The sequence below is a fragment of the Pseudomonas sp. AIG genome (genome assembly GCF_977020205.1).
On the sequence record NZ_CDROCK010000031.1, the window covers coordinates 38,758 to 64,518 of the forward strand.

A 25,761-nucleotide genomic window follows, 5' to 3' on the forward strand; every position below is an offset into this window, starting at 1 on the left:
GCAGATGAGCGGCGCGCTGAGCCGCCCATCGGAGCGGATCAGATCAGGTCTTGCGTCAACGCGAGAGTGGCGAAGTTGTCCGCCATGATCGCCATTTCGGCCTCCTGCACCACGGCGGCGCTGAGCACGCGGCCCTTGAACGGCAAATCGCGGGTGGCGCAGGCGTCTTCCACCAGGGTGCAGCGGAAACCCAGGTTCTTCGCCGCGCGCACGGTGGTGCTGACGCTGGAGTGGCTCATGAAACCGCAGACGATCAAGTCGAGCGAGCCAAGGTTTTGCAGACGATCGAGCAACTCGGTGCCATGGAACGCGCTCGGCAGCAGTTTGCCGATAATGGTTTCATCGCCCTGCGGCTCGAGGCCAGGGATGAATTCGCCGCGCTCGCCCTGCGGGTCGAACAGGCCACCGACGGTGCCGAGGTGACGCACGTGCACGATCGGCCGACCGGCTGCACGGGCTGCGGCAACCACTTGTTTGATGTTCGCGACGGCCGCGTCCATGCCGCTCAGGGCCAGCGGGCCACTGAGATACTCTTTCTGGGCATCGATGATGACCACGGTGGCATGGCTCAGAGTGGCCGCTGCGTAACCGCGACCGCTGAGTTGAAACATCGTTTTTGGAACGGACATTCTGGGGCTCCTTGGGGTGGGGCTTTTGCGACATTGTCCTCTGGCTGAGCGGTTCTGTGAATCGCTACCATCGTAGGCACCGTCGTTATTGGCCTGCAGCCTTGTCAAGTTACACGTTCTGTTCAATAGCTGATGCAAAAAACAGAAAACTCCTACTGTCGTCGCGATGTTTTTCCCGCGTCGTCGTCAGGCGTTTTGGCTGCTAGAATCGCCAGTCGTTTTTTCTGGAGTTCTGCGCCGTGATCACTTCCCGCCTTCGTACCCTGCGTGACCATATCCGTTGGGCCGTCAGCCGCTTCCATGGGGAGGATCTGTTTTTCGGCCATGGCACCGACAATGCCTGGGACGAAGCCCGGCAACTCGTGCTTGGCGCTTTGCACTTGCCGTGGGAAATCGCCGACAGCTACCTCGATTGCGCGCTGGAAGACGACGAACTGGTCAACCTGCAACGCCTGCTCAAGCGCCGTATCGAAGAGCGCATTCCCACCGCTTACCTGTTGGGCGAAGCGTGGTTCTGCGGCATGTCGTTCATCGTCGACGAGCGCGTGTTGATCCCGCGCTCGCCAATCGGCGAGCTGATCGAAAACCGCTTTGCCCCATGGATTGGCACCGAACCCGCGCGGATTCTCGACCTCTGCACCGGCTCCGGTTGCATCGGTATTGCCTGCGCCTACGAGTTCCAGAACGCTGAAGTGGTACTGGCCGATCTGTCCTTTGAAGCGTTGGAAGTGGCCAACCAGAACATCGAGCGACATGGCGTCGATGAGCGCGTCTACACCGTACAGGGCGATGGTTTCGATGGGCTGCCGGGTCAGCGTTTCGACCTGATCGTGTCGAACCCGCCTTACGTGGATGCGGAAGATTTCGCTGATATGCCGGACGAATATCAACATGAACCGGAACTGGGTCTGGCCTGTGGCGATGATGGGCTGAATCTGGTTCGACGCATGCTCGCCGAAGCGGCGGATCACCTGACCTATAAAGGTTTGCTGATTGTCGAAGTGGGCAACAGCCAGGTGCACGTTGACGCGTTGTACCCGGAAGTCGATTTTGCCTGGCTGGAATTCGAGCGTGGCGGGCATGGCGTGTTCATGCTGACGGCGGAGCAGTGCCGCGATCATCAGGCCTTGTTCGCTTCCCGCGTCTAATCGGGCTGCATTCCGACGCGGAGCGTGGGAACGATCAAAAGCTTCGCGAGCAAGCTCGCTCCCACAGGTTCGGTGTACGACACAAATCCTGTGGGAGCGAGCTTGCTCGCGAATGGCCGCGACGCGGTTTCAAGCGATCAGCGGTGCGTGGCAATCCAGATCAACAACCCCGCCTGAAACACCGCAAACGCCACTAGACAGGTAATGGTGAAACGCAGCCCAGCGTCTTCACGCTTGAACTTGCTGACCTTGTCTTCCTGTTTCTTCAGCTTCACTTCCTGCTCGGCCAGATTCTGTTCGGCCTGCTGAAGCATCTGCGCCGCTTCAAGAATCTCGACGATCTGCAGTTTCTCGCTGTTCCAGTCACCGAGCAGATCGCCAACCAGCACATCCTTGATGCTGCCCTTCAAATGCTGGGCGTCGGCATAGACCACATCAAAACCATGCACACGCAGGAAGTGATCGCGACGCAGACGCGTGTCTTCGTTCAGCGCATCCTTGTTGTTCAAGTCCATGCCGTCGACGGTGTAAGTGGGCCAGCGCTTTTTCGCCCAGTTGATGCCTTGCGCGGCCATGTAACGGCCGATGCCACGGTTCAACGGTTCGATCTGCAAGCCGCTGTCGGGGCCGAAGTGCACACGCTTGGTGGTGTGATCCACCCACACGTCCAGCTGATTCTGCTCTTTGCGCACTCGCTGGCCGGGCAGTTTGATCGCCATGCGCATCAGGCTTTTTTCTTTGCCGTTGCGCTCGGCATAGCCGAATTCGACGAAGCGCAAGGGGCGCCCGCCGGTGTTGCGGTCGGTCTGTAGCGGGGCCAGGCGGAGCATCTTGTGGTGCTCGACGTGGACATCCGCCCACGGCAGCTCGACCGCTGGCGGTGCGTCTTTTTCAGCGGTGGTGTCGGGTGAAGTCTGGGTATCAGTCATAACGGCGAGATCCTGTCCAAGCCCTGCTTGCCGCCAGCCGTTGCGCTGGCGACAAAGGCTTATCGGCCGTTTTTGTCAGGACTGGAGGGCAAACGCCGTTTAACGGGTGCGAAGTCCGTCAATAAACTCGATGATTTTGGCGCCGAGTTCGGCGGCCAGCGGCAAATTAGGGTCCTTGTACGAGGCCAATTGCCGCTTCATATCGTTGTGCACGATGCGCATGACATGGTTCATGCCATCGATCACCGCCAGTTCGGCGTCCGGTTTGGCGGCTTTCAGCGCCTGCGCATCGCCAACGCCGACTTGCATGTCGTTACTGCCCTGAACAATCAGCGCCGGCATCTTCAGTTGCGCGAAGGCTTTTGCCGGATCCTGGCGGAACAGTGAAATCAGGTACGGCTGCACGCTCGGACGGAAAATGACCTGCAACGGTTGCGGCACATTGTCATCAGTGTGGCCGGCCTTGAGGCTGTCGAGCAGTTCATTACTGCGCAGCATCAGTGGCGGCGGCAGGCTGCGGGCCAATTGTTCGCGGATCACCTGATCGACCGGTCGGGCGCTACCGGACAAGGAAATCACCGCCGCCGCATCGACTTTTGGCGCGGCAAGGCTGGCGATCAACGCACCTTCGCTGTGGCCGAGCAGAATCAGCGTGCCGAAACGCGGGTCGGCCTTGAGTTTCTGCCCCCACGCCACGGCGTCTGCCGCGTAGGCTTCCACCGACAAATTGCGCTCATCCGGCGTCGCCGCCAGGCTCGCGGCCACCCCGCGTTTGTCGTAACGCACGCTGGCAATGTTGTGTTTGGCCAGCACCCAGGCCAGGCGCTTGAGGCTATCGTTGCGCCCGCCGTCGGGGTTGTTTCCGTCACGATCCGTAGGACCCGAGCCAGAAATAATCAGGACAACCGGCACCGGGTTGTCAGATTTTGGCAGCAGCAGCGAACCGAAAAGTTCGCCGGTGCCGGTATCCAATGTCACCGGACGTTGTAGGACCGTCGCTTGGGCAAAGCCCGTAAACAGGGTAAGACTCAAGATCAAAACTCGCAGCATCATCACGCCATCATTCGCCAAGGTGCCGGTTGGACTCGCCAGCACCACTAAGGTTCGAGGATGAACTACTCGGTTAGCCTGCGTATACTGGCGCGCATCACGAATTTGGGTTTGATTTCACGGAGCGTCCTGCATGTCCGGCAATACCTACGGCAAGTTGTTCACTGTCACCACCGCTGGCGAAAGCCATGGTCCGGCGTTGGTCGCCATTGTCGACGGCTGCCCGCCGGGCCTGGAGATCTCCCTCGAAGACCTGCAGCGCGACCTCGATCGCCGCAAGCCGGGCACCAGCCGTCACACCACCCAGCGTCAGGAAGCCGACGAAGTCGAAATCCTTTCCGGCGTGTTCGAAGGGCGCACCACCGGTTGCTCGATCGGCCTGCTGATCCGCAACACCGACCAGAAGTCCAAGGACTACTCGGCGATCAAGGATCTGTTCCGCCCGGCCCACGCCGACTACACCTATCACCACAAATACGGCGAGCGCGATTACCGTGGTGGTGGCCGCAGCTCGGCGCGCGAAACCGCGATGCGCGTTGCCGCTGGTGCAATTGCCAAGAAATATCTGGCCACTCAAGGCATCGTCATTCGTGGCTACATGAGCCAGCTCGGTCCGATCGAAATCCCGTTCAAGACCTGGGATTCGGTGGAAGAGAACGCCTTCTTCAGCCCGGATCCGGACAAGGTTCCAGAACTGGAAGCCTACATGGACCGGTTGCGTCGCGATCAGGACTCGGTCGGGGCGAAGATTACCGTGGTCGCCGAAGGCGTGATGCCGGGTCTGGGCGAGCCGATTTTCGACCGTCTCGACGCTGAACTGGCCCACGCGCTGATGAGCATCAACGCGGTGAAGGGCGTGGAAATCGGCGCCGGTTTCGCCTCGGTTGCCCAACGCGGCACCGAGCACCGTGATGAAATGACCCCGGAGGGTTTCCTCAGCAACAACGCGGGCGGCATCCTCGGCGGTATTTCCTCCGGTCAGCCGATCGTTGCCCATCTGGCGTTGAAGCCGACTTCCAGCATCACCACCCCGGGTCGTTCGATCGACATCCACGGTAACCCGGTCGATGTGATCACCAAGGGCCGTCATGATCCGTGCGTCGGCATCCGCGCCACGCCGATTGCCGAAGCGATGATGGCCATTGTGCTGATGGATCACCTGCTGCGTCACCGTGGGCAGAACGCCGATGTGCGTGTGAGCACGCCGGTGCTGGGTCAGCTTTGATGGCGGGCCTTAAAGCCGTCGCGGCATAACCGGCGTGGCGGCGCTTCCTTACTGGCGGCTGTCCAGTTTCTACCTCTTCTATTTCGCCTTGCTCGGGTCGACAGCGCCGTTTCTGGCGCTGTACTTCGATCACCTCGGCTTCAGTCCGGCGCGGATCGGTGAACTGGTCGCCATCCCGATGCTGATGCGCTGCGTGGCGCCGAACATCTGGGGCTGGCTTGGCGATTACACCGGCAAGCGCCTGGCCATCGTGCGCTTTGGCGCGGTGTGTACGCTGCTGACGTTTTCCCTGATTTTCGTCAGCAAGACCTACGCCTGGCTGGCGATGGTCATGGCGTTGCACGCGTTCTTCTGGCACGCGGTACTGCCGCAGTTCGAAGTCATCACCTTGGCGCATTTGCAGGGGCAGACCTCGCGGTACAGCCAGATTCGCCTCTGGGGCTCGATCGGTTTCATCATCACCGTGGTTGTGTTGGGCCGGCTGTTCGAATGGCTGAGCCTCGACATTTACCCGGCGGCGCTGGTGCTGATCATGACCGGCATCGTCCTCAGCAGTTTGTGGGTGCCAAACGCGCAACCGCCGCAGGGCAATCGGCCGAACGGCGAGGGTTTTCTCAAGCAACTGCGCAATCCCGGCGTGCTGGCGTTTTACGGCTGCGTGGCGCTAATGCAAATGAGCCATGGCCCGTATTACACCTTTCTCACCCTGCACCTTGAACGACTCGGCTACACACGCGGCACCATCGGCATGCTCTGGGCCGTGGGTGTGGTCGCCGAGGTGCTGATGTTCATGGCGATGAGCCGGATTCTTGCGCGGTTTTCCCTGCGCCGGGTGCTGATGGCGAGTTTTCTGCTGGCGGCGCTGCGTTGGTTGCTGCTAGGTTCGTTCGCCGAGTTTCTGTCGGTGCTGTTGTTCGCGCAGATTCTGCATGCGGCGACCTTCGGCAGTTTTCACGCCGCTGCCATCGCTTTCGTGCAACGTAGCTTCGGCGCGCGCCAGCAAGGGCAGGGCCAAGCGTTGTACGCCGCACTGGCCGGCACCGGCGGTGCCTTGGGCGCGTTGTATTCCGGTTACAGCTGGAATGCCCTCGGCGCGACATTGACCTTTAGTATTGCCAGTCTCGCGGCGCTCGCTGCTGCCGTTATCATTGCCACACGTATGCAAGAGGACAGGCCATGAGCCTTACGCGTGAACAGCTTGCCCAGCAAATCGTCGACGCCGGGCGTTTTCTTTATGGTCGCGGCTGGTCGCCAGCCACCAGCAGCAATTACTCGACACGCCTGTCGCCGAGCGAAGCGCTGCTGACCGTGTCCGGCAAGCACAAGGGCCAGTTGGGTCTGGACGATGTGCTCGCCACCGACCTGTCGGGCAACAGCCTGGAACCGGGTAAAAAACCGTCCGCCGAAACCCTGCTGCACACTCAGCTTTATAGCTGGCGGCCGGAGATCGGCGCAGTGCTGCACACCCATTCGGTCAACGCCACGGTGCTGTCGCGCCTGACCCCGGAAGACTTTATCGAGTTCGAAGACTACGAACTGCAAAAAGCCTTCAGCGGCATCTCGACCCATGAATCGCGTGTGCGCGTGCCGATTTTCGACAACGATCAGGACATTGCGCGCCTCGCCGCCAAGGTGCAGCCTTGGCTCGACGCCCATCCCGATTGCGTCGGTTATCTGATTCGCGGCCACGGCCTCTACACCTGGGGCGCACAGATGAGCGACGCGCTGCGGCAGATCGAGGCCTTTGAATTTTTGTTTGAATGCGAGTTGAAAACCCGCAGCGTTATGAACCGCCAAGGCTGACTTCACCGGAAGTAGCCCATTTGCCTGATGAAATGCTGTGCCCGACCGGTCTGCAAGAACCGGACGGCAAGGCCGATACCGAGGAATTGCCCCAATGAGCAGCCTGTCCGTCTATCACGTCTCCAGCCCCGACATTCCCAACAAAGTGCTGACCCACTTTGAAGACATCGCCTCGACCCTGGCCGAGCAGGGCGTGCGCTTCGACCGCTGGCAAGCCGCCGCGAAGATTCAGCCCGGCGCCACCCAGGAAGAAGTGATCAGCGCGTACAAAGAACAGATCGACAAACTGATGACCGAGCGCGGTTACATCACTGTCGACGTCATCAGCCTGAACAGCGATCATCCGCAAAAAGCCGAATTGCGCGCCAAGTTCCTCGAAGAGCATCGCCATGGCGAAGACGAAGTCAGATTTTTCGTCGCTGGTCGTGGGTTGTTTACCCTGCACATCGATGATTACGTCTACGCCGTACTCTGCGAGAAGAACGATTTGATTTCGGTGCCGGCCGGCACCAGGCACTGGTTCGACATGGGCGAGCATCCGCACTTCGTGGCGATCCGCCTGTTCAACAACCCGGAAGGCTGGGTTGCCAACTTCACCGGCGAAGACATCGCCGGCCGCTTCCCGCGCCTGGAGGACTGATTCGATGTCGATCAAAGCCATAGTCACAGACATCGAAGGCACCACCAGCGCGGTGAGTTTCGTGTTTGATGTGCTATTTCCGTACGCGGCTAAACACCTGCCGGATTTCGTCCGCCAGAACGCTGAACGTGCCGATGTGGCCGAGCAACTCGACGCCGTGCGCCGTGACAGCAATGCACCACAGGCCGATGTTGAACGGGTTGTTGAAATTCTGCTGAGCTGGATCGAAGAAGACCGCAAAGCCACGCCGCTCAAGGCTTTGCAAGGCATGGTCTGGGCCCAGGGCTATCACGCCGGGCAGTTGAAAGGGCATGTCTACCCGGACGCTGTTGAAGCGCTGCAACGCTGGCATGCGGCGGGTTATCAACTGTTTGTGTACTCGTCTGGGTCGATTCAGGCGCAGAAGCTGATTTTCGGCTGCTCGGAGGCGGGGGATCTGACGCCGCTGTTCAGCGGGTTTTTCGATACGACATCGGGGCCCAAGCGCGAGGCGCAGTCGTACACCAATATTCAGCAAGCCATCGGTGTTGAACCAGGGGAAATCCTGTTTCTCTCGGACATTGTTGAAGAACTCGACGCCGCTCAGTCGGCAGGTCTGCAAACCTGCGGCCTGGCCCGCGAAGGCGGCGAGCTGGGCAGCCACATCACCGTCGACACCTTCACCGGCATCGAACCCGAAGCCTTCTGACCACACAAAAACCCAATGTGGGAGCGAGCTTGCTCGCGAAGGCGGAGTATCAGATAAAAATTTCTCCCTGACACACCGCTTTCGAGAGCAAGCTCGCTCCCACAGGGGATTGGCGTCAGGCACAAAAAAAAACAGGCCGTGAAGCGAAAGCTCCACGGCCTGTTTTGTTTAAAGCGTTTGAAAAATTACAGCGAGTGATATGTCGGCAGGGCAAAACGCTGCTGGCTCTGCAGCATGGCAATTTGCGGCAGCTCACTGGCTTGCTCAGCCAAGTCACGGCGAATCGCACTGATCGCCCACGACAGTTGGTCGCCGGCATGCAGTTGTTGATAAGTCAGAGCGCGTTTAAACACTTTGCCGTCGCTGCTGCGCAGAGTCAGCAGGATCCCGCCATCAGGGCGTGGCGCAGTGGTGACGTCGAAGTTGGAGAACAGGGAGGTAAATTTTTCTTGGATCAGGCTCATGTCTTTCAGCTCCGTATGCACTTGAATGGCAAGCATGCAGAGGAGGTTGCAGCGATTGTGCCAGCATTTGTTAAATAAAAAATGTTTATAAATCAATAGCTTAAAAACAATGCGATTTGCAGGGGTCGTGCAAACTGCATGAATGGCCATCGTGCATCCTGCATTTTGCGGGATCGTTGTCGATTCAACGGAACCAATCGCTGACCCGGAGATCAGCGCGTCAGCCGCCAGATCAGCGGATACAAAACATTGCAAAAACCGCATGTACAGCGTGAGAAGCGCTGACGTATTTTCGATCTCGACCCACGCTCGCACGCGTCGGTTGCTTCAAGCCCAAGCCCGAAAAATAAAAACATCGACCTGCACGCCAAGGTCGAACGGGGAGCGTCCATGAGTCACGCGCCAAGCGACACGATTACCTGGAGCATGATGCTCCGCAAACTGCCGATGATTGCCAAAGCCATCCCACGGGTGGTCAAGGGCATGAAGGTGGCCAACGTCACGGATCCGACCCAAAGCTGTGGCCTTGGCTGGACATTCGAACAAGCGACGCTGCGCAATCCCGAGGGTCCGGCGTTATTGCAGGGTGATGTGCGGCTGACCTATGCGCAGGTCAACCAGTGGGCGAACCGCATCGCTCACTATCTGAACGGGCAAGGTATCGGCAAGGGCGATGTGGTCGCGGTATTCATCGAAAATCGTCCTGAGTTGCTGGTGACCATTCTGGCGCTGGCCAAGGTCGGCGCGGTCAGCGCGCTGCTCAATACCTCACAAACCCGCGACACCCTGATCCACAGCGTGAAGCTGGTGGCGCCGGTAGCAATTGTGCTGGGTGAAGAACTGGTTCCGGCTTATGCGGCGATTCGCGATCAAGTGACGATTACCGCGCCGCGCACCTGGTTTGTCGCCGATCAGGACACCTATAGCCAGCCGGGCATTGCGCCCGAAGGTTACGTCAATCTGGTCAGCGCCAGTGCCGATGCTTCCAGCGAGAATCCGCCGAGCAGCCAGCAGATTTTTTTCGACGACCCGTGTTTCTACATTTACACCTCGGGCACCACCGGTCTGCCCAAGGCCGGGGTGTTCAAGCATGGACGCTGGATGCGCAGCTCCGCCAGTTTCGGCATGATCGCCCTCAATATGGGCCCCGACGACGTCGTCTACTGCACCTTGCCGCTGTACCACGCCACCGGTCTCTGCGTGTGTTGGGGGTCTGCGGTCAACGGCGCCTCGGGCTTCGCGATACGGCGCAAATTCAGCGCCAGCCAGTTCTGGAACGACGTGCGTCGTTATCGCGCGACCACCCTCGGTTACGTCGGCGAGTTGTGCCGGTATCTGGTCGATCAACCGGCCAGTGCCGATGACAGCCGCCACGACGTGCGCAAGATGATCGGCAACGGCTTGCGCCCCGGCGCCTGGGCCGAGTTCAAGACGCGCTTTGCCGTCGAGCACATCTGTGAGCTGTACGCGGCGAGTGACGGCAACATCGGCTTCACCAACATTCTCAACTTCGACAACACCATCGGTTTTTCGCTGATGGCCTGGGAGCTGGTGGCCTACGATCATGACAGCGGCGAACCCATCCGCAGCGCTGACGGTTTCATGCGCAAGGTCGGTAAGGGCGAGCAGGGCTTGCTGCTGGCGCGGATCGACGAGAAGGCGCCGCTGGATGGCTATACCGATCCGCAGAAAACCGCCAAGGTTGTGCTGCACGACGTATTTACCAAGGGCGACCGCTTCTTCAACACCGGTGACCTGCTGCGCAACATCGGGTTCGGCCATGCACAATTCGTTGATCGGCTCGGCGATACCTATCGCTGGAAGGGCGAAAACGTTTCAACCACTGAAGTCGAAAACCTGCTGCTGCAACATCCGCACATCTCCGAGGCGGTGGCGTATGGCGTGGAAATCCGCAACACCAACGGCCGTGCCGGGATGGCGGCAATCACGCCAGCGGAATCCCTTGCGACGCTGGATTTCGCCGAGTTGCTGACCTTTGCCCGGGAGCGCATGCCGGCCTATGCGGTGCCGTTGTTTCTGCGAGTGAAGGTCAAGATGGAAACCACCGGCACCTTCAAATACCAGAAAACCCGACTAAAAAATGAAGGGTTCGATCCCGGTCAGACGGGCGATGACCCGATCTACGCCTGGCTGCCCGGCACGCACACTTATGTTCGAGTCACCGATCAAGTGTTGGCGGAAATTCATCAGGGAAAGCATCGTTATTGAATCTGGCTATGGGTTGACTTGAGAAAAAGGGGGTGACAGCCAGCGTCTCGCTCGGGAAACTGTCGGCTTTCCGATTGACCGAAAGTGGAGTTGCCCCATGTCCGACCAAAGCCGCCAGATGACCCCTGAAGAAGCTGCCGAATTCACCGAGCAGGTTTTCAACAAGGCGCGCGACGGTGATGCCGAGATGCTTGATCGTCTGGTCACGGCCGGTTTGCCGGTCAACCTGAAAAACAGCAAGGGCGACACATTGCTGATGCTGGCCAGCTATTACGGCCACGTCGATGCGGTGCAGGTGCTGCTTAAACACAAAGCCGATCCGGAAATGCGCAATGGTAACGGCCAGAGTCCGATTGCCGGTGCGGCGTTCAAAGGTGATCTGGCGGTGGTCAAGGCGCTGGTCGAGGCGGGCGCCGAGATTGAAGGTTCGTCGTTTGATGGCCGCACGGCGCTGATGATGGCGGCGATGTTCAACCGTGTCGAAATCGTCGAATACCTGCTCAGCAAAGGCGCCAATGCGCAGGCCAAGGACGCCAATGGCGTGACCGCGCTGGATGCGGCGCGCACCATGGGCGCGGTTGATACCACTGCGCAACTGGAAAAGCTGTCGGGCTGAAATCCCTTCTGATGGACTGTGGCGAAGGGGAGAATGCGCTATCCTTCGCGCCCTCGAAATTCACCTTCGCCACAGGATCCGCCCTCATGAAAGCCGCACTCGTCGAACTCATCAGCAAAATCAGCTCCGGCTGCATGGGCGAGGACGAGATCCTGAACGTCGCCGACGAAGCGGCACAGGCCTACGCCGATTCCGGTGCTTTTCTGGCAGCCAACCCCGACATCAACTACGACGACACCTTCCCGATCCCGCTGGGCGAGTGGGTCGTGGTCGGTAGCTTGCCGGAAACCGTGCTGTTCCAGGCTGACACTTACGTCGACCTGTTTGCGCAGATCGTTGCTTCGTTCGGCCCGGGCGTGGACTTCAACCTCAAGCCCAAGCAACTGGCCAAGACCGAAGCGCTGACTGCACTCAATCGCATCCAGGTGCAGATGAGCAGCATGAACAAGGAAAACGGCGGCTACACGCTGATGAACTTCAGCCAGTTGCTCGACGACGAACTGCAAATGGTGCTGGTCTACGGCAACGACGTGCCTCGGGTGCTGGAACTCTGCGCCGAAGTCGGCATCGCCGCCGCGCCCTCGCTCGAAGCCTTGAAGATCGCCGTTCACGTCTGAGTGCAATAAAAGGGAACCCTGCGCGCGACCGTCTATCCTAAAAGTGCATGCCACTACTCTGGAGCGACACCATGGGTTCCACGTTCAACGGTCTGATTGGCCTGATCATCCTTGCCCTCGACATCTGGGCCATCATCAATGTGCTGAAAAGCGGCGCGACCACCGGGATGAAAATCGTCTGGGTGCTGCTGATCATCCTCCTGCCGGTACTGGGCCTGATTATCTGGGCGATCGCCGGACCGCGGGGCAACGTGCGGATCTGACACTGATCCCGAGAACACCGCAATACCCTGTAGGAGTGAGCCTGCTCGCGATAGCTATCCTTCAGTCAATGAGTCAGTGACTGAAAAACCGCTATCGCGAGCAGGCTCACTCCTACAAGGGATTGCGGGTTGCCGATGAAGTGAGGTTCGACCTGTCATCTTCGGCAACGTAGAATGCGCGCCTTTCCCGGGCAATCGTCCCCACGATTGGCGCCCGCGCATTCATCGGAGCACTTGACCATGACCGTCACCAAAACCAGCGAGTACCTGGAAACCCTCTACGAAGGCTACGGCCAGCGTTTTCGCATGGAAAAACTGCTGCACGAAGTGCGCACCGAACACCAGCACCTGGTGATCTTCCAGAACCCGCGCATGGGCCGTGTCATGGCGCTGGACGGCGTGATCCAGACCACCGAAGCCGACGAATTCATCTACCACGAAATGCTCACTCACGTGCCGATCCTCGCTCACGGCAGCGCCAAGCGCGTGCTGATCATCGGCGGTGGTGACGGTGGCATGTTGCGCGAAGTGACCAAGCACGCCGGCGTCGAGCACATCACCATGGTCGAGATCGACGGCACCGTGGTCGACATGTGCAAAGAGTTCCTGCCGAACCACTCCAGCGGCGCCTACGACGATCCGCGTCTGAACCTGGTGATCGACGACGGCATGCGTTTCGTCGCCACCACCACGGAAAAATTCGACGTGATCATCTCCGACTCCACCGACCCGATCGGCCCGGGCGAAGTGCTGTTCTCGGAGAACTTTTATCAGGCCTGCCACCGCTGCCTGAACGAGGGCGGCATCCTCGTGACCCAGAACGGCACGCCGTTCATGCAGATCGACGAAGTGAAGACCACTGCAGGGCGCCTGAACAGCCTGTTCCCGGACTGGCACTTCTATCAGGCGGCCGTACCGACCTACATCGGCGGTTCGATGACCTTCGCCTGGGGTTCGTCCAACCCGGCGTACCGCAAACTGAGCCGTGAAACCCTGCAACAGCGCTTCATCGGCAGCGGCATCGTCACGCGCTACTACAACCCGGAAATCCACATCGGCGCATTCGCCTTGCCGCAGTACGTGCTGCAGGCGATCAACAAGCCAAGCAACGACTAAAAAAACACTGCAATACCCTGTGGGAGCGAGCCTGCTCGCGAAAGCGGTGCGTCACTCAACAAAAATGTTGCTGACACACCGCCTTCGTCGGAACGCCGCCCGGAGCCGGCTCGCACATTTGCTTCCCCTTACAGTAAATGTCGTTTTTTTCATCTTTGTCCGCTGTAATCCTTTTGAACCAACTTTCGGCGTAAACAGTCGAGATAGGTGTAAGCCCATTTGCGGGTTTGATCGAGGAGGCACCGATGCAAAAGTGGAAAGTCACTTTCGTGGACGATCATGGTGAAATTGTCGATGAGGTGTTCGAGCGCGCGGAATGCCCCAGCGATGATGAGGCCGCTCGATTGATCAAGGCACGGCTTCTGCCCGTCGCCGCCGAACTGGACCTGAACGATCTGGAAGGGCGCACCGCCGATGCGGGCGTGAAAAGCCTGAAAACCCAGAACAGCATTGAAATCCGCAGCATCACTCCCATCTGACATTCTTCCTGTCACCTTTAACACCAGGCCTTGGCAGCAGCTCTGACTTGGGGCTACTCTGCAAGCGAGATCAGCGAACGGATCGCTAAGGTCTGGTCTTGTCAGCTACATGCTTGTTCCCGCGTGCAACCACGTTGCCGTCGTACTTTGGCCAAAGGCCCGGGGCGGGAATACGGAAAGTCTATCCATCTATGCGAGGGGGACGATTCATGAGCACAGCCTATCAAGAAGACATCAGCAGCAATGTTCTGCGCCGCATGAAAGAAGGCGGTTTCGATTTTTCCCGATTCCATCCCATCGAGTTCTACGCCATTTTCCCGGACGAGGAGCGGGCGCGCAGGGCGGCAGGAAAATTTCGCGGTGAATCCATCAATGCCCAGGTCAGCGTGCGTGATGACGGTGCGTGGGCGCTGGAATTGAGCAAAGTGATGTACGCGACGTATGACGATATTGGCGATTTCGAGCAGGGCTTTTCCGCCGTGGTCGAACCGCTGGGCGGCATCATCGAGGGCTGGGGCGTGAAACAGGAGGTGCGTAGCCGCCACCGTTTAAACTGATCTCTTGAATCAACTGTTTAGCAACGGCTGACCTTTTGGGTCGGCCGTTGTCGTTTCCGGCGTCCGTAAAAACGCCGTGGCAAAACCCTGAAACAAGAATCCGGGGCAAAAAAAAGCCACCGGAGAAGGTGGCTAAAAGGGAAGACCGATAAGGAGAGGAAACCGGTCAGGGTTACAGCGGGGCGGGCTGCCGAGGCAATCCCAATCAGTTGAGCTGGGCGCTTCGTGACGTTGTAGTCGGCGAAGTTTTGCAGCGAATGCGCGGATTATCCGCGGCCGATGCCGGGCAGTGAAATCAACTCTGACTATGCTGGTGATAGGCGATGCAGTGCGTCGCAATGAAGCGGGGGCAATCCGGTTGGGGCATTTGCCGCACAGGAATGGTGCGGTGGCTGCGAAGCGAATATCCAACCGATTGAAATCAAAGCGTTTATGCCGATGGCACGGGCCTTGCGAAGGCCTGTAGGTCCGGGTGACAAGGAGTACGGCATGATCCGCACCTATTTTGATGAGATGTACGATGCCGGCGGCCAGGTTCGCCCGCATTATCGGGAGTTCGCCCGATGGCTGGCTGACACGCCTGACGAACTGTTGGCCCAACGGCGACGTGAGGCCGATCTGCTGTTCCATCGCGCCGGCATTACCTTCACGCTCTACGGCGACGAGCAGGGCACCGAGCGCCTGATTCCTTTCGATACCATTCCGCGCAGCATTCCCGCCAGCGAATGGCGGATCGTCGAGCGCGGCTGCATCCAGCGGGTCAAGGCGCTGAACATGTTCCTCGCCGACCTCTATCACGAACAGCGCATCATCAAGGCCGGGATCATTCCCGCCGAACAGGTGCTGGCCAACGAGCAATATCAGTTGGCGATGCAGGGGCTGGATCTGCACCGCGATATCTATTCGCACATTTCCGGCGTCGATCTGGTGCGCGATGGCGACGGCACTTACTACGTGCTTGAAGACAACCTGCGCACTCCGAGCGGCGTGAGCTACATGCTCGAAGACCGCAAGATGATGATGCGCCTGTTCCCGGAACTGTTCGCCGCCCAGCGTATCGCGCCGATCGATCATTACCCGAACCTGTTGCTCGACACCTTGAAAAGCTCCAGCCCGATCGACGACCCAAGTGTGGTGGTGCTGACGCCCGGGCGCTTCAACAGTGCGTTCTTCGAGCACGCGTTTCTCGCGCGGGAAATGGGCGTGGAGCTGGTCGAGGGTGCGGATCTGTTCGTGCGTGACGACAAGGTCTTCATGCGCACCACCGACGGACCGAAAGCGGTGGACGTGATTTACCGCCGCCTCGATGACGCATTCCTCGATCCGCTGGCGTTCAACCCGGACTCGATGCTCGGCGTGCCGGGGCTGCTGTCATCCTATCGCTCGGGCAACGTCGTGTTGGCCAATGCCATCGGCACCGGGGTGGCGGACGACAAATCGGTGTATCCGTTTGTCACCGACATGATCCGTTTCTACCTCGACGAAGAACCGATCCTGAAGAACGTGCCGACCTGGCAATGCCGCAACCCGTCTGAACTTTCCCATGTGCTGGCCAATCTTCCAGATCTGGTGGTCAAGGAAACCCAAGGCTCTGGCGGTTACGGAATGCTGGTGGGACCGGCGTCGACGAAGGCCGAAATCGATGCCTTCCGCGAACGCATCAAGGCCAAACCCCACGCGTACATCGCGCAACCGACGCTGTCGCTGTCGACCTGTCCGACCTTTGTCGAAAACGGCATCGCGCCACGCCACATCGACTTGCGTCCGTTTGTCTTGTCCGGTCGCGAAACCCGCGTGGTGCCCGGCGGCTTGACCCGCGTGGCGCTGCGTGAAGGCTCTCTGGTGGTGAATTCATCACAGGGCGGCGGAACCAAGGACACCTGGGTGGTCGAGGATTGAAGGAAGCTTGCCATGTTAAGTAGAACTGCCTCGGATCTGTATTGGATGTCGCGTTACCTGGAGCGGGCGGAAAACCTCGCACGGATGCTCGACATCAGCTATTCGCTGTCGCTGATGCCGCAGGACGGTCGCGGTGACGGTCTGCACGAACTGGCTATGCCGCTGTTGATCACCGGTACGCTCGACGATTACCTGGAGCGTCACGGCGCGCTGCATGCGGAACGCCTGCTGCACTTTTTTGCCCTCGATGCGGCCAACCCGGCGAGCATTTACAGCTGCCTCGGCGCGGCGCGGGCCAGTGCGCATGCGGTGCGTGGACGCATCACGGCGGACATGTGGGAGAACATCAACTCGACGTGGCTGGAGATTCGCGGGATCGCCGAACAAGGCCTCAGTCGCTATGGCATGAGCCGCTTCTGCGAATGGATCAAGGAGCGTTCGCACCTGTTTCGTGGCGCCTCTTACGGCACGATCATGCGTAACGATGCATTCCGTTTCATTCGCCTCGGCACGTTTATCGAGCGCGCGGACAACACGCTGCGACTGCTCGATGCGCGCTACGAAATGGCCGGCGATCAGGCCGAAGCGGTCAGCGACGGCACGGCCCACGCCTATTACCAGTGGAGTGCTTTGCTGCGCGCCTTGTCCTCCTTCGAGGCCTACACCGAAATCTACCGCGATGCGCCGGGCGCCCGGCATGTTGCCGAGTTGCTGCTGTTACGTGCCGACGTACCGCGTTCACTGCGCGCCTGCACCGAGGAGATCGACCAGATTCTCGCGCAACTGCCTGGGGCCAACGGCCGCCCGGCCCAGCGCCTCGCGGCAGAAATGGACGCACGCCTGCGTTACACCGGCATCAACGAAATTCTCGAGGAAGGCCTGCACGCCTGGCTGACCGAATTCATCCCGCTGGTGCGCCAGTTGGGCAACGCCATTCACAGTTCCTACCTGGAGGCTGCATGAGACTCTCCATTAGCCACGAGACCACCTATCACTACGAAGATCAGGTGCGCGCGAGCATCCAGTACCTGCGACTGACACCCCACGACAGCGAGCGGCAGCACGTGCTGAGCTGGCAGCTCGACCTGCCGCGCCCGGTGCGCGCGCAACTCGATCCGTTCGGCAATATCCTGCACGTGCTGACCATGGACGAACCGCACGAGGCGATCATCATCGGTGCGCGAGGTCAGGTTGATATCGATGAGCTGCGCGAGGCCGAGCATGAGAGCCAGTCGGCGCTGCCGTTTCTGCGCTTTACCCGATTGACCGAAGCCGACGAAGCGCTGCGCGCGTTCGCCGAGAGGTCCTGCAAGCAGCGGCGCGATCGCACGGCGTTGATCGATTTGATGCACGGTTTGAATCAGCACATGACGTATACGCCCGGTTCGACCGAGGTCGACACCAGCGCCGTTGAGGCCTTCGCCGGGCGCGCGGGAGTCTGTCAGGATCACACTCATGCGTTTCTGGCCTGCGCGCGCAGTCTGGGCGTGCCGTCGCGTTATGTGTCCGGGTATTTGTACAGCGAAGATTGCGAGCATCTGGCCAGCCATGCCTGGGCGGAAGCCTGGCTGGATGACGCCTGGTACAGCTTTGACGTGACCAATGAGCTGGCGCGGCCGGAGCGGCACCTGAAGCTGGCGGTGGGCCTCGATTATCTGGATGCCTGCCCGGTGCGCGGTATGCGCCGGGGCGGCGGGTGTGAGCAGATGCATGCGAAAGTGTTCGTCTCGCCGACCCCGATCATCTCCGTCCAGCAACAGTAGTTTGCTTCATACCAAACCTTGTGGGAGCGAGCAGGCTCGCTCCCACAAGGGAAATGGCGTCAGGGCTTAACTTTGCGTCCGGCCATGTGCTTGAGATACCCGACCAGCATCTCTAGATCCCCCTCTGGCAACACTCCCACTGAAAACCCCGGCATCTTCGCCTGCGGCCACTGACGCAGACTCTGCGGATCACGAATGTAACGCTTGAGGAAATCCGCACCGAAATACTCGGTCGGGTTATACGGAATATTCAGGTCCGGCCCGAACTGCGCATCGCCCGCACCGTTCAACCGGTGACACGCCAGACAATTCTTCTGAAACAGCGCAAACCCCAGATTCACCGGGTCATCCGCCGTCAATGCAGGATCCGGCAGCAGGGCCGGGAAGCGTTCGGCCACTGGCGCCATGCGCTTGATGCTCGCGACCTGGAACGGCCATTGCTCCGGGCTGATATTGCCGGCCTGGGGGTCGGTCCAGACCAAATAGAACGGCCCGGCGCTGTGTTTGTCTGCCGACAGCGGTGGCCACGGTTGCGCTGGATCTTCGATGGCCAACCATGCGCGCGCACCTTCACGGTTGAGCAACGGCGCAGCGGCCAGTTCTGCGGCAAACCCGTCCAGTGCCACCGCTTGCAAGTGATCTTGCGGTTTGATCCCGGTCAGCAGCGCGGCCACGGGCACGGCGCGATAGACCATGTCCTTCTTGTACGACACATCGTTTTTGATCGTGAGGGTTTGTACTTGAGGATGCTTGAGCAATTCCTCGGTCTGCCAGGTGCGGCGGCTTGCGCCCAGTTGCAGATCCAACTGTGCGGCAGACAAGGGCATGCTCAGCAGCATGGCCCCGAACACAATGAGCGCTTTCAAATGATCGCCGTCCATGTCGTGGGAGTGCGCAAAGGTTGGCACAGCCACACTGGCCCGGGTAGCGGGCCAGTCACATTTTCAGTGGCGATAAACAGCACCTGCCGCTCGATTCAGCCAATGACCTTGGTCAGATTCGGCAAAATCAACAACAGCGTCGTGGCGAAAAGAATGAGCCCTGCTTGACGAACTTTCGGTTGTTTGAACATGGCTTGACCGCCTTTATTGTTATTTCCTGATGCTTGCCTGCATATCCATGACGGCAAGCGCTGCACTTCCTGTTGGAGAACGTCGGCCTCGGCAAAACCCGACGACCCTGACGTACATGTACTACCTTAGGGCCCGCGTCACGCTTGGCTTAGATCCATTTCATATGGAAAGCTTGGCAATTACGATTAAAAAAGCATGAGGCGTATTGCCAGCTTCTTCGCCGCCCGCTGGCTAGACAACTCGCCGACCTGAACCGGTTCACCCAGCCGTGGATGACCGTCCGTCTGAGCGTGTGCGTCAAGCGTATTGAGCGCTGTGGTCATTGAAACCATGACGGCTTGGGCCAAAAGTGAAGGTACAAGAAATCACTCACCGCACAGGTTCGAGGACGTCATGACCCAAGCTTTGATTTTCGACGCGTTACGCACGCCCCGTGGCAAAGGCAAGGCCGATGGCGCCCTGCACAGCGTCAAACCGGTGAATCTGCTGGCCGGTCTGCTGACCGCGCTGCAAGAACGCACCTCGCTGGACACCAGTCAGGTCGATGACGTAGTGGTCGGCTGCGTGACGCCGATTGGCGATCAAGGCTCGGACATCGCCAAAACCGCCGTGCAAGTGGCCGATTGGGACGTCAGCGTCGCCGGTGTGCAAATCAACCGCTTCTGCGCTTCGGGGCTGGAAGCGGTCAACCTCGGCGCGATGAAAGTGCGCTCCGGGTTTGAAGATCTGGTAGTGGTGGGGGGCGTCGAATCGATGTCGCGGGTACCGATGGGCAGCGATGGCGGTGCCTGGGCGCTGGACCCACAGACCAATCTGCACAGTCATTTCACCCCGCAAGGTGTCGGCGCGGACCTGATCGCCACGCTGGAAGGCTTCAGTCGTCAGGACGTCGATGCCTACGCGCTGCACTCGCAGCACAAAGCCGCACGGGCGCGGGCTGACGGCTCGTTCAATAAGTCGCTGGTGCCGGTGCAGGACCAGAACGGCATCATCCTGCTTGATCACGATGAGTTCATTCGTGCCGAGTCGACCCTTGAAGGTTTGGGCAAGCTCAAACCGAGTTTCGAAATGATCGGGCAGATGGGCTTCGACGCGACGGCGCTGCGGGTCTACAGCCATGTCGAGCGGATCAACCACGTACACACGCCCGGCAATAGCTCCGGAATTGTCGACGGTGCGGCGCTGATGCTGATCGGCTCCGAAGCCAAAGGCCGGGCGCTGGGCTTGCAACCCCGGGCGCGCATCGTTGCCACGGCGGTCACCAGCACCGATCCGACCATCATGCTCACCGGTCCTGCGCCGGCAACGCGCAAGGCACTGGCCAAGGCCGGGTTGCGCGTAGAGGACATCGACCTGTTCGAGGTCAACGAGGCGTTCGCTTCGGTAGTGCTGAAGTTCATCAAGGACATGGCGGTCGATCCCGACAAGGTCAATGTCAATGGCGGCTCCATCGCCATGGGGCACCCGCTGGGCGCGACCGGTTGCGCGATCCTCGGCACCTTGCTCGATGAGCTGGAAGCGCGGCGCCTGCGCTATGGCCTGGCGACGCTGTGCGTCGGCGGCGGCATGGGCATTGCCACCATCATCGAACGCCTCTGAGCCCCGAATTCAAGGAACCTTGTTATGAGCGAAGCCATTCGTTACGAAAAAGGCCAGGACGCTATCGTCGTGCTGACCATCGACATGCCGGGCCAGAGCGCCAACACCATGAACGCCGTGTACCGCGAGGCCATGGCCACGTGCGTCGCTCGGCTGGTCGCTGAAAAAGACCACATCGCCGGGGTCATCATCGCATCGGCGAAGAAAACCTTCTTCGCCGGCGGCGACCTCAATGAACTGATCAAAGTCGGCAAGCCAGAAGCCAACGCCTTCTACGACATGGTGCTGACCCTCAAAAGGCAATTGCGCACCCTGGAAACCCTCGGCAAACCGGTGGTCGCAGCGATCAACGGCGCGGCGTTGGGCGGCGGTTGGGAAATCTGCCTCGCCTGTCATCACCGCGTGGCTTTGGACGATGCCTCGGTGCAGCTCGGTCTCCCGGAAGTGACCCTCGGCCTGCTGCCGGGCGGTGGCGGGGTGGTGCGCATGGTGCGCATGCTCGGTATCGAGAAAGCGCTGCCGTACCTGCTCGAAGGCAAGAAAGTACGGCCGCAGCAGGCGTTGCAGGCCGGTTTGATTGATGAGCTGGCGGCGGATCGTGATGAGCTGCTGGCCAAGGCGCGCGCCTGGATCGTTGCCAATCCGACTGCAGTGCAGCGCTGGGATGTGAAGGGTTATCAGATTCCGGGCGGCACGCCGTCGAATCCGAAAGTCGCGCAGATGCTGGCGATTGCGCCGTCTATTCTGCGTAGCAAGACCCAGGGGACAATGCCGGCGCCGGAGAAAATCCTCTGCGCGGCAGTCGAGGGCGCTCAGGTCGATTTCGACACTGCACATCTGATCGAAACCCGTTACTTCACCGAACTGACCACCGGGCAGATCTCGAAAAACCTGATTGGCACGTTCTGGTTTCAACTCAATGAGATCAACGCCGGGGGGTCGCGGCCGCAGGGCTTTGCGCCCTATGTCACACGCAAGGTTGGCGTGCTCGGCGCGGGGATGATGGGGGCGGGGATTGCGTTTGTCAGTGCTTCGGCGGGTATTGAAGTAGTGCTCAAGGACATCAATCTGGCCGCCGCCGAGAAAGGCAAAGCTCATTCTGCGGCGTTGCTGGACAAGAAAGTCGCTCGCGGACAGATGGATGCTGCGAAGCGTGATGAGGTGTTGGCGCGGATCCAACCGTCCGAAAGTGATGCCGACCTGGCGGGTTGCGACCTGATCATCGAGGCCGTGTTTGAGGATCGCGAGCTCAAGGGCAAGGTTTCTTCTGCCGCCCAGCAAGTTGTCGGCGCCGAAGCTGTCATCGCGTCGAATACGTCGACGTTGCCCATCACTGGATTGGCGACGGCTGTGCCTGATTCAGGCAAGTTCATCGGCCTGCATTTCTTCAGCCCGGTTGAGAAAATGCCATTGGTGGAAATCATCAAAGGCGCGCAGACCAGTGATGAAACCCTCGCGCGCGGTTTCGATTTCGTCCTGCAAATCAGAAAGACGCCAATCGTGGTCAACGACAGTCGCGGCTTCTTTACCTCGCGCGTATTCGGCACCTTCACCAATGAGGGCATTGCCATGCTCGGCGAAGGCGTGAGTGCGCCGATGATTGAAACGGAAGCGCGCAAGGCCGGGATGCCGGTCGGGCCTCTGGCGATCTCTGACGAAGTTTCCCTCAGCCTGATGAGCCATATCCGTCAGCAAACCGCCAAGGACCTACAGGCAGAAGGGAAACCGCTGATTGAGCACCCGGCCTTCGCCGTGATTGACTTGCTGCTCAATGAATACAAACGCCCGGGCAAAGCGGCGGGTGGCGGTTTCTACGATTACCCGGCCGGTGCACAGAAATATTTGTGGCCCGAGTTGAAGACGCATTTCGAAAAGGCTGATGGGCAGATTTCGCCCAAAGACGTGCGCGATCGGCTGCTGTTCGTGCAAGCGATCGAAACCGTGCGCTGTCTGGAGGAGGGTGTGCTGACCTCGACGGCGGACGCTAACGTCGGTTCGATCTTCGGAATCGGTTTTGCAGCGTGGACGGGCGGTGCGTTGCAGTTCATCAATCAATACGGGGTGAAGGATTTCGTTGCCCGCGCGCAATATCTGGCTGAGCAGTATGGCGAGCGTTTTGCGCCGCCCGCGTTGCTGCTGGATAAAGCGGCGAAAGGTCAAATGTTCTAAGGGAACGCGCATTCCGGGGCTTGCCTTGCCGGGGCGTTTCAAGGCAGGCTCTGGGGTGTTCATTATTCCCATCACGTGTCAGGTATTTTTTATGTCGCTACGCATCTGCATTCTGGAAACCGACATCCTGCGTCCGGAACTGGTCGATCAATATCAGGGTTACGGGCAGATGTTCCAGCGCCTGTTCTCGCAGCAACCGATTGCCGCCGAGTTCACTGTCTACAACGTGATGCAGGGCGAATACCCGAGCGACGACCAAACCTTCGACGCGTACCTGGTCACCGGCAGCAAGGCTGACTCGTTCGGTACTGATCCGTGGATCCAGACCCTCAAGGAATACCTGCTGACGCGTTACGAGCGTGGCGACAAACTGCTCGGCGTGTGTTTCGGCCATCAACTGCTGGCGCTGCTGCTGGGCGGTAAGAGCGAGCGCGCGACGCAGGGCTGGGGCGTTGGCAGCCATAACTACAAACTGGCGGCGAAGGCGCCTTGGATGAGCCCGGTACGTGAGGAACTGACGCTGCTGATCAGTCACCAGGATCAGGTCACCGCGTTGCCGGAAAATGCCACGGTCATTGCTTCCAGCGATTTCTGCCCGTTCGCGGCGTATCACATTAACGATCAGGTGCTGTGCTTTCAGGGGCATCCGGAATTCATCCACGATTATTCGCGGGCGCTGCTGGATTTGCGTCAGGAAGCGTTGGGGTCGCAGATCTATAGCAAAGGCGTGGCGAGTCTGGAGCAGGAACACCATGGCGCTACGGTAGCGGAATGGATGATGCGGTTTGTGGCGCACAAGCCAGAAACTGTCTAAGGACAAAAGCTTCGCGAGCAGGCTCGCTCCCACATCAGATTTTCGGTGCGTCACCGAGCAATGTGGGAGCGAGCCTGCTCGCGAATGTTCCAGACAACTCGGTCGGCTCTACAACCACCCGGACTTCTTGAAGCTCGCCCACAAACTCACACACCCCACCGTGATGAACCCCAGTACACCGAAATAGCCGTAGTGCCAACTCAACTCCGGCATGTTCTGGAAATTCATCCCGTAAATCCCCGCCACCGCCGTCGGAAACGCCAGAATCGCTGCCCAGGCAGCAAACTTGCGCTGCACCACGCTTTGCCGAGAGGCCTCGAGCAATACACCAATCTCGATGGTCTGGCTGGCGATATCGGCCAGTGTGGTCAGGTCTTCCATCTGCCGCGTGACGTGGATCTGCACATCGCGGAAATACGGGCGCATGTTCTTGTCGATAAACGGGAAGCTCAGCTTCTGCAGTTCCTCGCCAATCTCCACCATCGGCGCTGCGTACCGACGCAGGCGAACGACGTCACGGCGCAAGCCATGCAGCTTCTGAATGTCACGCTCATTCAACGCGCTACACAGCACGTTGCGTTCCAGCTCATCAATCTCGGCATGAATGGCTTCGCCCACCGGTTGGTAGTTTTCGATGACGAAATCGAGCAGCGCATACAGTACGAAATCTTCCCCATGCTCCAGCAACAGCGGACGCGCCTCACAACGCTGGCGCACATGGGCGTAGGACGCCGAGTGACCGTTGCGTGCTGTGATGATGTAGCCCTTACCTGCAAAGATATGCGTCTCGATGAATTGCAGAACGCCGTTCTCGCGGATGGGCGAGTAGGTGACGATAAACAAAGCGTCGCCAAAGGTTTCCAGCTTCGGTCGGCTGTGCTTTTCCAGGGCATCTTCAATAGCCAGTTCGTGCAGGTTGAACTGGCGTTGCAGATTGGACAGCTCCTGAGCGTCCGGCTCTTCAAGGCCGATCCAGACAAAATGACCGGTTTTCGCGGCCCAGGCAGCGCCTTCGTCGAGGGTAATATTGGTGACTTTCTTGCCTGCGCTGTACACCGCAGCAGCAACAACTCGACCCATGGTGGTGATTCACTTCTTCTTGGCAGGTGGCAGGGAATACAAGGCTTCAGCTTAGCCGTGTCGCTGCTTGAGAGTCAGTGAAATCTGTACAGTTCACCGGACAAAAGAAAACCCGCACAGGGCGGGTTGTCTTTTCAGGCGGCTTGCAGTTGCCGATCCATCGATTCAATGCACTCGCGCATCTGCTCGCGACACTGATTAATGAGCATGGGCATGTCGTCCATGGTCAATCCGGCTGTAGGAATCGCTGGCAGTGAGCGTATGAGGATTTTCCCACTGCGCCAGCGATTCAGGCGCATGTGCTTGATGTAACTGCTGACGCAAACCGGAACGATCGGCACGCCGGCGGCAATCGCCATCTGGAACGCCCCTTTCTTGAAGGGCAGCAATTCTTCGCCGAGGTTGCGTGTACCTTCGGGGAATACCCAGATCGAAGTGTCTTCGTTCTGCAGGGTGTTGGTGGTGGTCAGCATAGATTGGCGTGCCTTGTGCGCATTGCCACGGTCGATCAACACATTGCCGGCCAGCCAGAACAATTGCCCGAACAGTGGCACCCACTTGAGGCTCTTCTTGCCAATGCACACGGTGCGGCGCGGCACTACGTTGCCGAACACGAACAGATCATAGTTGGACTGGTGGTTGGCGATGATCACGCAGCTGTCGGGTTTGTTCATCAAGCCACTGACGTCTGATTTCACCCGTAACCGCAAAATACACATCGCCGGTAGCGCGTAGAGGCGGGCGCACAGACGGCTGTTGTCCGGATTGAACGGGCGGCAGATCCCGAGGATCACCCCGAGCACACCAGCCAGAATAAAGTGCAGGCCCATCAATAACATACGAAACACGAACAGCATTTTCAGGCCCCACCGGGACAAAAGGTGGCGCAGTGTACGGATGTGCACTGTTTT

General features: G+C 59.4%; 26 protein-coding genes. 19 read left to right on the forward strand and 7 right to left on the reverse strand.

All coding sequences use genetic code 11. The annotated features are described in order from the left end of the window. Window positions 1–38: 38 nt before the first annotated feature. A complete protein-coding gene (locus ACWR1S_RS18255) occupies window positions 39–629 on the reverse strand; it encodes a cysteine hydrolase family protein (protein WP_007914026.1) in 591 nt (196 codons plus the stop codon). Window positions 630–868: 239 nt separating this feature from the next. Between ACWR1S_RS18255 and prmB the strand changes: the two genes are divergently transcribed. Beyond that, on the forward strand, window positions 869–1,777 hold the full coding sequence (gene prmB / locus ACWR1S_RS18260) for a 50S ribosomal protein L3 N(5)-glutamine methyltransferase (protein WP_454564459.1): 909 nt from the start codon (window positions 869–871) through the stop codon (window positions 1,775–1,777). A gap of 137 nt (window positions 1,778–1,914) precedes the next feature. Here the strand turns inward: prmB and ACWR1S_RS18265 are convergent, their stop codons facing one another. Together ACWR1S_RS18265 and ACWR1S_RS18270 are read right to left on the reverse strand one after the other, a co-directional pair. Next, window positions 1,915–2,706, reverse strand: a complete 792-nt coding sequence (locus ACWR1S_RS18265; protein WP_454564460.1) for a hypothetical protein — start codon at window positions 2,704–2,706, stop codon at window positions 1,915–1,917. A 99-nt stretch (window positions 2,707–2,805) separates the two neighbouring features. Beyond that, on the reverse strand, window positions 2,806–3,759 hold the full coding sequence (locus ACWR1S_RS18270; RefSeq protein WP_454564461.1) for an alpha/beta hydrolase: 954 nt from the start codon (window positions 3,757–3,759) through the stop codon (window positions 2,806–2,808). Between the two features lie 130 nt (window positions 3,760–3,889). On the opposite strand from ACWR1S_RS18270, the gene aroC reads away from it, so the two are divergent. From aroC to mtnC, 5 genes are all read left to right on the forward strand, one after another. Continuing rightward, on the forward strand, window positions 3,890–4,981 hold the full coding sequence (gene aroC, locus ACWR1S_RS18275) for a chorismate synthase (protein ID WP_454564462.1): 1,092 nt from the start codon (window positions 3,890–3,892) through the stop codon (window positions 4,979–4,981). Window positions 4,982–5,015: 34 nt separating this feature from the next. Further along, window positions 5,016–6,161, forward strand: coding sequence for an MFS transporter (locus tag ACWR1S_RS18280; protein WP_454564463.1), 1,146 nt, complete (start codon window positions 5,016–5,018; stop codon window positions 6,159–6,161). Beyond that, window positions 6,158–6,784: a methylthioribulose 1-phosphate dehydratase gene (locus ACWR1S_RS18285; protein WP_085710648.1), complete on the forward strand. Its 627-nt coding sequence runs from the start codon at window positions 6,158–6,160 to the stop codon at window positions 6,782–6,784. Before ACWR1S_RS18280 ends, ACWR1S_RS18285 begins: the two co-directional genes overlap by 4 nt. A gap of 94 nt (window positions 6,785–6,878) precedes the next feature. Next, window positions 6,879–7,424: a 1,2-dihydroxy-3-keto-5-methylthiopentene dioxygenase gene (locus ACWR1S_RS18290; protein WP_141129882.1), complete on the forward strand. Its 546-nt coding sequence runs from the start codon at window positions 6,879–6,881 to the stop codon at window positions 7,422–7,424. Window positions 7,425–7,428: 4 nt separating this feature from the next. After that, window positions 7,429–8,112, forward strand: a complete 684-nt coding sequence (gene mtnC, locus ACWR1S_RS18295; protein ID WP_454564464.1) for an acireductone synthase — start codon at window positions 7,429–7,431, stop codon at window positions 8,110–8,112. A gap of 185 nt (window positions 8,113–8,297) precedes the next feature. Here mtnC and ACWR1S_RS18300 read toward each other — a convergent pair whose 3' ends face one another. Next, a complete protein-coding gene (locus ACWR1S_RS18300) occupies window positions 8,298–8,576 on the reverse strand; it encodes a DUF3509 domain-containing protein (RefSeq protein WP_008080936.1) in 279 nt (92 codons plus the stop codon). Between the two features lie 390 nt (window positions 8,577–8,966). Between ACWR1S_RS18300 and ACWR1S_RS18305 the strand changes: the two genes are divergently transcribed. From ACWR1S_RS18305 to ACWR1S_RS18350, 10 genes are all read left to right on the forward strand, one after another. Continuing rightward, window positions 8,967–10,805, forward strand: coding sequence for a long-chain-acyl-CoA synthetase (locus ACWR1S_RS18305; RefSeq protein WP_454564465.1), 1,839 nt, complete (start codon window positions 8,967–8,969; stop codon window positions 10,803–10,805). A gap of 97 nt (window positions 10,806–10,902) precedes the next feature. Continuing rightward, a complete protein-coding gene (locus ACWR1S_RS18310) occupies window positions 10,903–11,421 on the forward strand; it encodes an ankyrin repeat domain-containing protein (RefSeq protein ID WP_454564466.1) in 519 nt (172 codons plus the stop codon). 86 nt (window positions 11,422–11,507) lie between these two features. Next, window positions 11,508–12,038, forward strand: a complete 531-nt coding sequence (locus ACWR1S_RS18315; RefSeq protein ID WP_454564467.1) for a hypothetical protein — start codon at window positions 11,508–11,510, stop codon at window positions 12,036–12,038. A gap of 71 nt (window positions 12,039–12,109) precedes the next feature. After that, entirely contained in the window at window positions 12,110–12,301 is a 192-nt protein-coding gene (locus tag ACWR1S_RS18320) for a PLDc N-terminal domain-containing protein (protein ID WP_007914053.1), read from the forward strand. Window positions 12,302–12,541: 240 nt separating this feature from the next. Beyond that, window positions 12,542–13,417, forward strand: a complete 876-nt coding sequence (gene speE, locus ACWR1S_RS18325) for a polyamine aminopropyltransferase (RefSeq protein ID WP_454564468.1) — start codon at window positions 12,542–12,544, stop codon at window positions 13,415–13,417. 245 nt (window positions 13,418–13,662) lie between these two features. Beyond that, window positions 13,663–13,896: a hypothetical protein gene (locus ACWR1S_RS18330; RefSeq protein WP_007914057.1), complete on the forward strand. Its 234-nt coding sequence runs from the start codon at window positions 13,663–13,665 to the stop codon at window positions 13,894–13,896. Window positions 13,897–14,105: 209 nt separating this feature from the next. Continuing rightward, window positions 14,106–14,453, forward strand: a complete 348-nt coding sequence (locus ACWR1S_RS18335; protein WP_008080948.1) for a ribonuclease E inhibitor RraB — start codon at window positions 14,106–14,108, stop codon at window positions 14,451–14,453. A gap of 489 nt (window positions 14,454–14,942) precedes the next feature. Next, window positions 14,943–16,352 carry a circularly permuted type 2 ATP-grasp protein gene (locus ACWR1S_RS18340; RefSeq protein WP_007914061.1) on the forward strand — a complete coding sequence of 470 codons (1,410 nt, stop codon included), beginning with the start codon at window positions 14,943–14,945 and terminating at the stop codon, window positions 16,350–16,352. Window positions 16,353–16,364: 12 nt separating this feature from the next. After that, on the forward strand, window positions 16,365–17,315 hold the full coding sequence (locus tag ACWR1S_RS18345) for an alpha-E domain-containing protein (protein WP_016982907.1): 951 nt from the start codon (window positions 16,365–16,367) through the stop codon (window positions 17,313–17,315). Then, the gene (locus tag ACWR1S_RS18350) at window positions 17,312–18,115 is read left to right on the forward strand and encodes a transglutaminase family protein (protein ID WP_454564469.1); all 804 of its coding nucleotides are present in this window, start codon (window positions 17,312–17,314) and stop codon (window positions 18,113–18,115) included. Before ACWR1S_RS18345 ends, ACWR1S_RS18350 begins: the two co-directional genes overlap by 4 nt. 59 nt (window positions 18,116–18,174) lie before the next feature. On the opposite strand, the gene ACWR1S_RS18355 is transcribed toward ACWR1S_RS18350, so the two are convergent. After that, complete coding sequence (locus ACWR1S_RS18355; protein ID WP_454564496.1) at window positions 18,175–18,996, reverse strand: c-type cytochrome; 822 nt, start codon at window positions 18,994–18,996, stop codon at window positions 18,175–18,177. Between the two features lie 585 nt (window positions 18,997–19,581). On the opposite strand from ACWR1S_RS18355, the gene ACWR1S_RS18360 reads away from it, so the two are divergent. From ACWR1S_RS18360 to ACWR1S_RS18370, 3 genes are all read left to right on the forward strand, one after another. Continuing rightward, window positions 19,582–20,787, forward strand: coding sequence for an acetyl-CoA C-acetyltransferase (locus tag ACWR1S_RS18360; RefSeq protein WP_454564470.1), 1,206 nt, complete (start codon window positions 19,582–19,584; stop codon window positions 20,785–20,787). Between the two features lie 24 nt (window positions 20,788–20,811). Then, window positions 20,812–22,956 (forward strand): 3-hydroxyacyl-CoA dehydrogenase NAD-binding domain-containing protein, encoded by a 2,145-nt coding sequence (locus ACWR1S_RS18365; RefSeq protein WP_454564471.1) that lies wholly within the window; start codon window positions 20,812–20,814, stop codon window positions 22,954–22,956. A 91-nt stretch (window positions 22,957–23,047) separates the two neighbouring features. Then, complete coding sequence (locus ACWR1S_RS18370) at window positions 23,048–23,770, forward strand: amidotransferase (RefSeq protein ID WP_454564472.1); 723 nt, start codon at window positions 23,048–23,050, stop codon at window positions 23,768–23,770. 108 nt (window positions 23,771–23,878) lie between these two features. On the opposite strand, the gene ACWR1S_RS18375 is transcribed toward ACWR1S_RS18370, so the two are convergent. Continuing rightward, window positions 23,879–24,850 (reverse strand): magnesium and cobalt transport protein CorA, encoded by a 972-nt coding sequence (locus ACWR1S_RS18375; protein WP_250603924.1) that lies wholly within the window; start codon window positions 24,848–24,850, stop codon window positions 23,879–23,881. Window positions 24,851–24,984: 134 nt separating this feature from the next. Continuing rightward, the gene (locus tag ACWR1S_RS18380; protein WP_116032837.1) at window positions 24,985–25,707 is read right to left on the reverse strand and encodes a lysophospholipid acyltransferase family protein; all 723 of its coding nucleotides are present in this window, start codon (window positions 25,705–25,707) and stop codon (window positions 24,985–24,987) included. Window positions 25,708–25,761: the final 54 nt, after the last annotated feature.

Coding starts and splice junctions, on each gene's coding strand:
- ACWR1S_RS18350 (WP_454564469.1), top strand. CDS start 17,312: ATGAGACTCTCCATTAGCCACGAGACCACCTATCACTACGAAGATCAG.
- ACWR1S_RS18375 (WP_250603924.1), bottom strand. CDS start 24,850: ATGGGTCGAGTTGTTGCTGCTGCGGTGTACAGCGCAGGCAAGAAAGTC.
- ACWR1S_RS18335 (WP_008080948.1), top strand. CDS start 14,106: ATGAGCACAGCCTATCAAGAAGACATCAGCAGCAATGTTCTGCGCCGC.
- ACWR1S_RS18360 (WP_454564470.1), top strand. CDS start 19,582: ATGACCCAAGCTTTGATTTTCGACGCGTTACGCACGCCCCGTGGCAAA.
- speE (WP_454564468.1), top strand. CDS start 12,542: ATGACCGTCACCAAAACCAGCGAGTACCTGGAAACCCTCTACGAAGGC.
- ACWR1S_RS18365 (WP_454564471.1), top strand. CDS start 20,812: ATGAGCGAAGCCATTCGTTACGAAAAAGGCCAGGACGCTATCGTCGTG.
- aroC (WP_454564462.1), top strand. CDS start 3,890: ATGTCCGGCAATACCTACGGCAAGTTGTTCACTGTCACCACCGCTGGC.
- ACWR1S_RS18310 (WP_454564466.1), top strand. CDS start 10,903: ATGTCCGACCAAAGCCGCCAGATGACCCCTGAAGAAGCTGCCGAATTC.
- ACWR1S_RS18270 (WP_454564461.1), bottom strand. CDS start 3,759: ATGATGCTGCGAGTTTTGATCTTGAGTCTTACCCTGTTTACGGGCTTT.
- ACWR1S_RS18345 (WP_016982907.1), top strand. CDS start 16,365: ATGTTAAGTAGAACTGCCTCGGATCTGTATTGGATGTCGCGTTACCTG.
- ACWR1S_RS18370 (WP_454564472.1), top strand. CDS start 23,048: ATGTCGCTACGCATCTGCATTCTGGAAACCGACATCCTGCGTCCGGAA.
- ACWR1S_RS18355 (WP_454564496.1), bottom strand. CDS start 18,996: ATGGACGGCGATCATTTGAAAGCGCTCATTGTGTTCGGGGCCATGCTG.
- ACWR1S_RS18315 (WP_454564467.1), top strand. CDS start 11,508: ATGAAAGCCGCACTCGTCGAACTCATCAGCAAAATCAGCTCCGGCTGC.
- ACWR1S_RS18300 (WP_008080936.1), bottom strand. CDS start 8,576: ATGAGCCTGATCCAAGAAAAATTTACCTCCCTGTTCTCCAACTTCGAC.
- ACWR1S_RS18265 (WP_454564460.1), bottom strand. CDS start 2,706: ATGACTGATACCCAGACTTCACCCGACACCACCGCTGAAAAAGACGCA.
- ACWR1S_RS18320 (WP_007914053.1), top strand. CDS start 12,110: ATGGGTTCCACGTTCAACGGTCTGATTGGCCTGATCATCCTTGCCCTC.
- ACWR1S_RS18340 (WP_007914061.1), top strand. CDS start 14,943: ATGATCCGCACCTATTTTGATGAGATGTACGATGCCGGCGGCCAGGTT.
- ACWR1S_RS18285 (WP_085710648.1), top strand. CDS start 6,158: ATGAGCCTTACGCGTGAACAGCTTGCCCAGCAAATCGTCGACGCCGGG.
- ACWR1S_RS18380 (WP_116032837.1), bottom strand. CDS start 25,707: ATGCTGTTCGTGTTTCGTATGTTATTGATGGGCCTGCACTTTATTCTG.
- ACWR1S_RS18305 (WP_454564465.1), top strand. CDS start 8,967: ATGAGTCACGCGCCAAGCGACACGATTACCTGGAGCATGATGCTCCGC.
- ACWR1S_RS18290 (WP_141129882.1), top strand. CDS start 6,879: ATGAGCAGCCTGTCCGTCTATCACGTCTCCAGCCCCGACATTCCCAAC.
- mtnC (WP_454564464.1), top strand. CDS start 7,429: ATGTCGATCAAAGCCATAGTCACAGACATCGAAGGCACCACCAGCGCG.
- ACWR1S_RS18330 (WP_007914057.1), top strand. CDS start 13,663: ATGCAAAAGTGGAAAGTCACTTTCGTGGACGATCATGGTGAAATTGTC.
- ACWR1S_RS18255 (WP_007914026.1), bottom strand. CDS start 629: ATGTCCGTTCCAAAAACGATGTTTCAACTCAGCGGTCGCGGTTACGCA.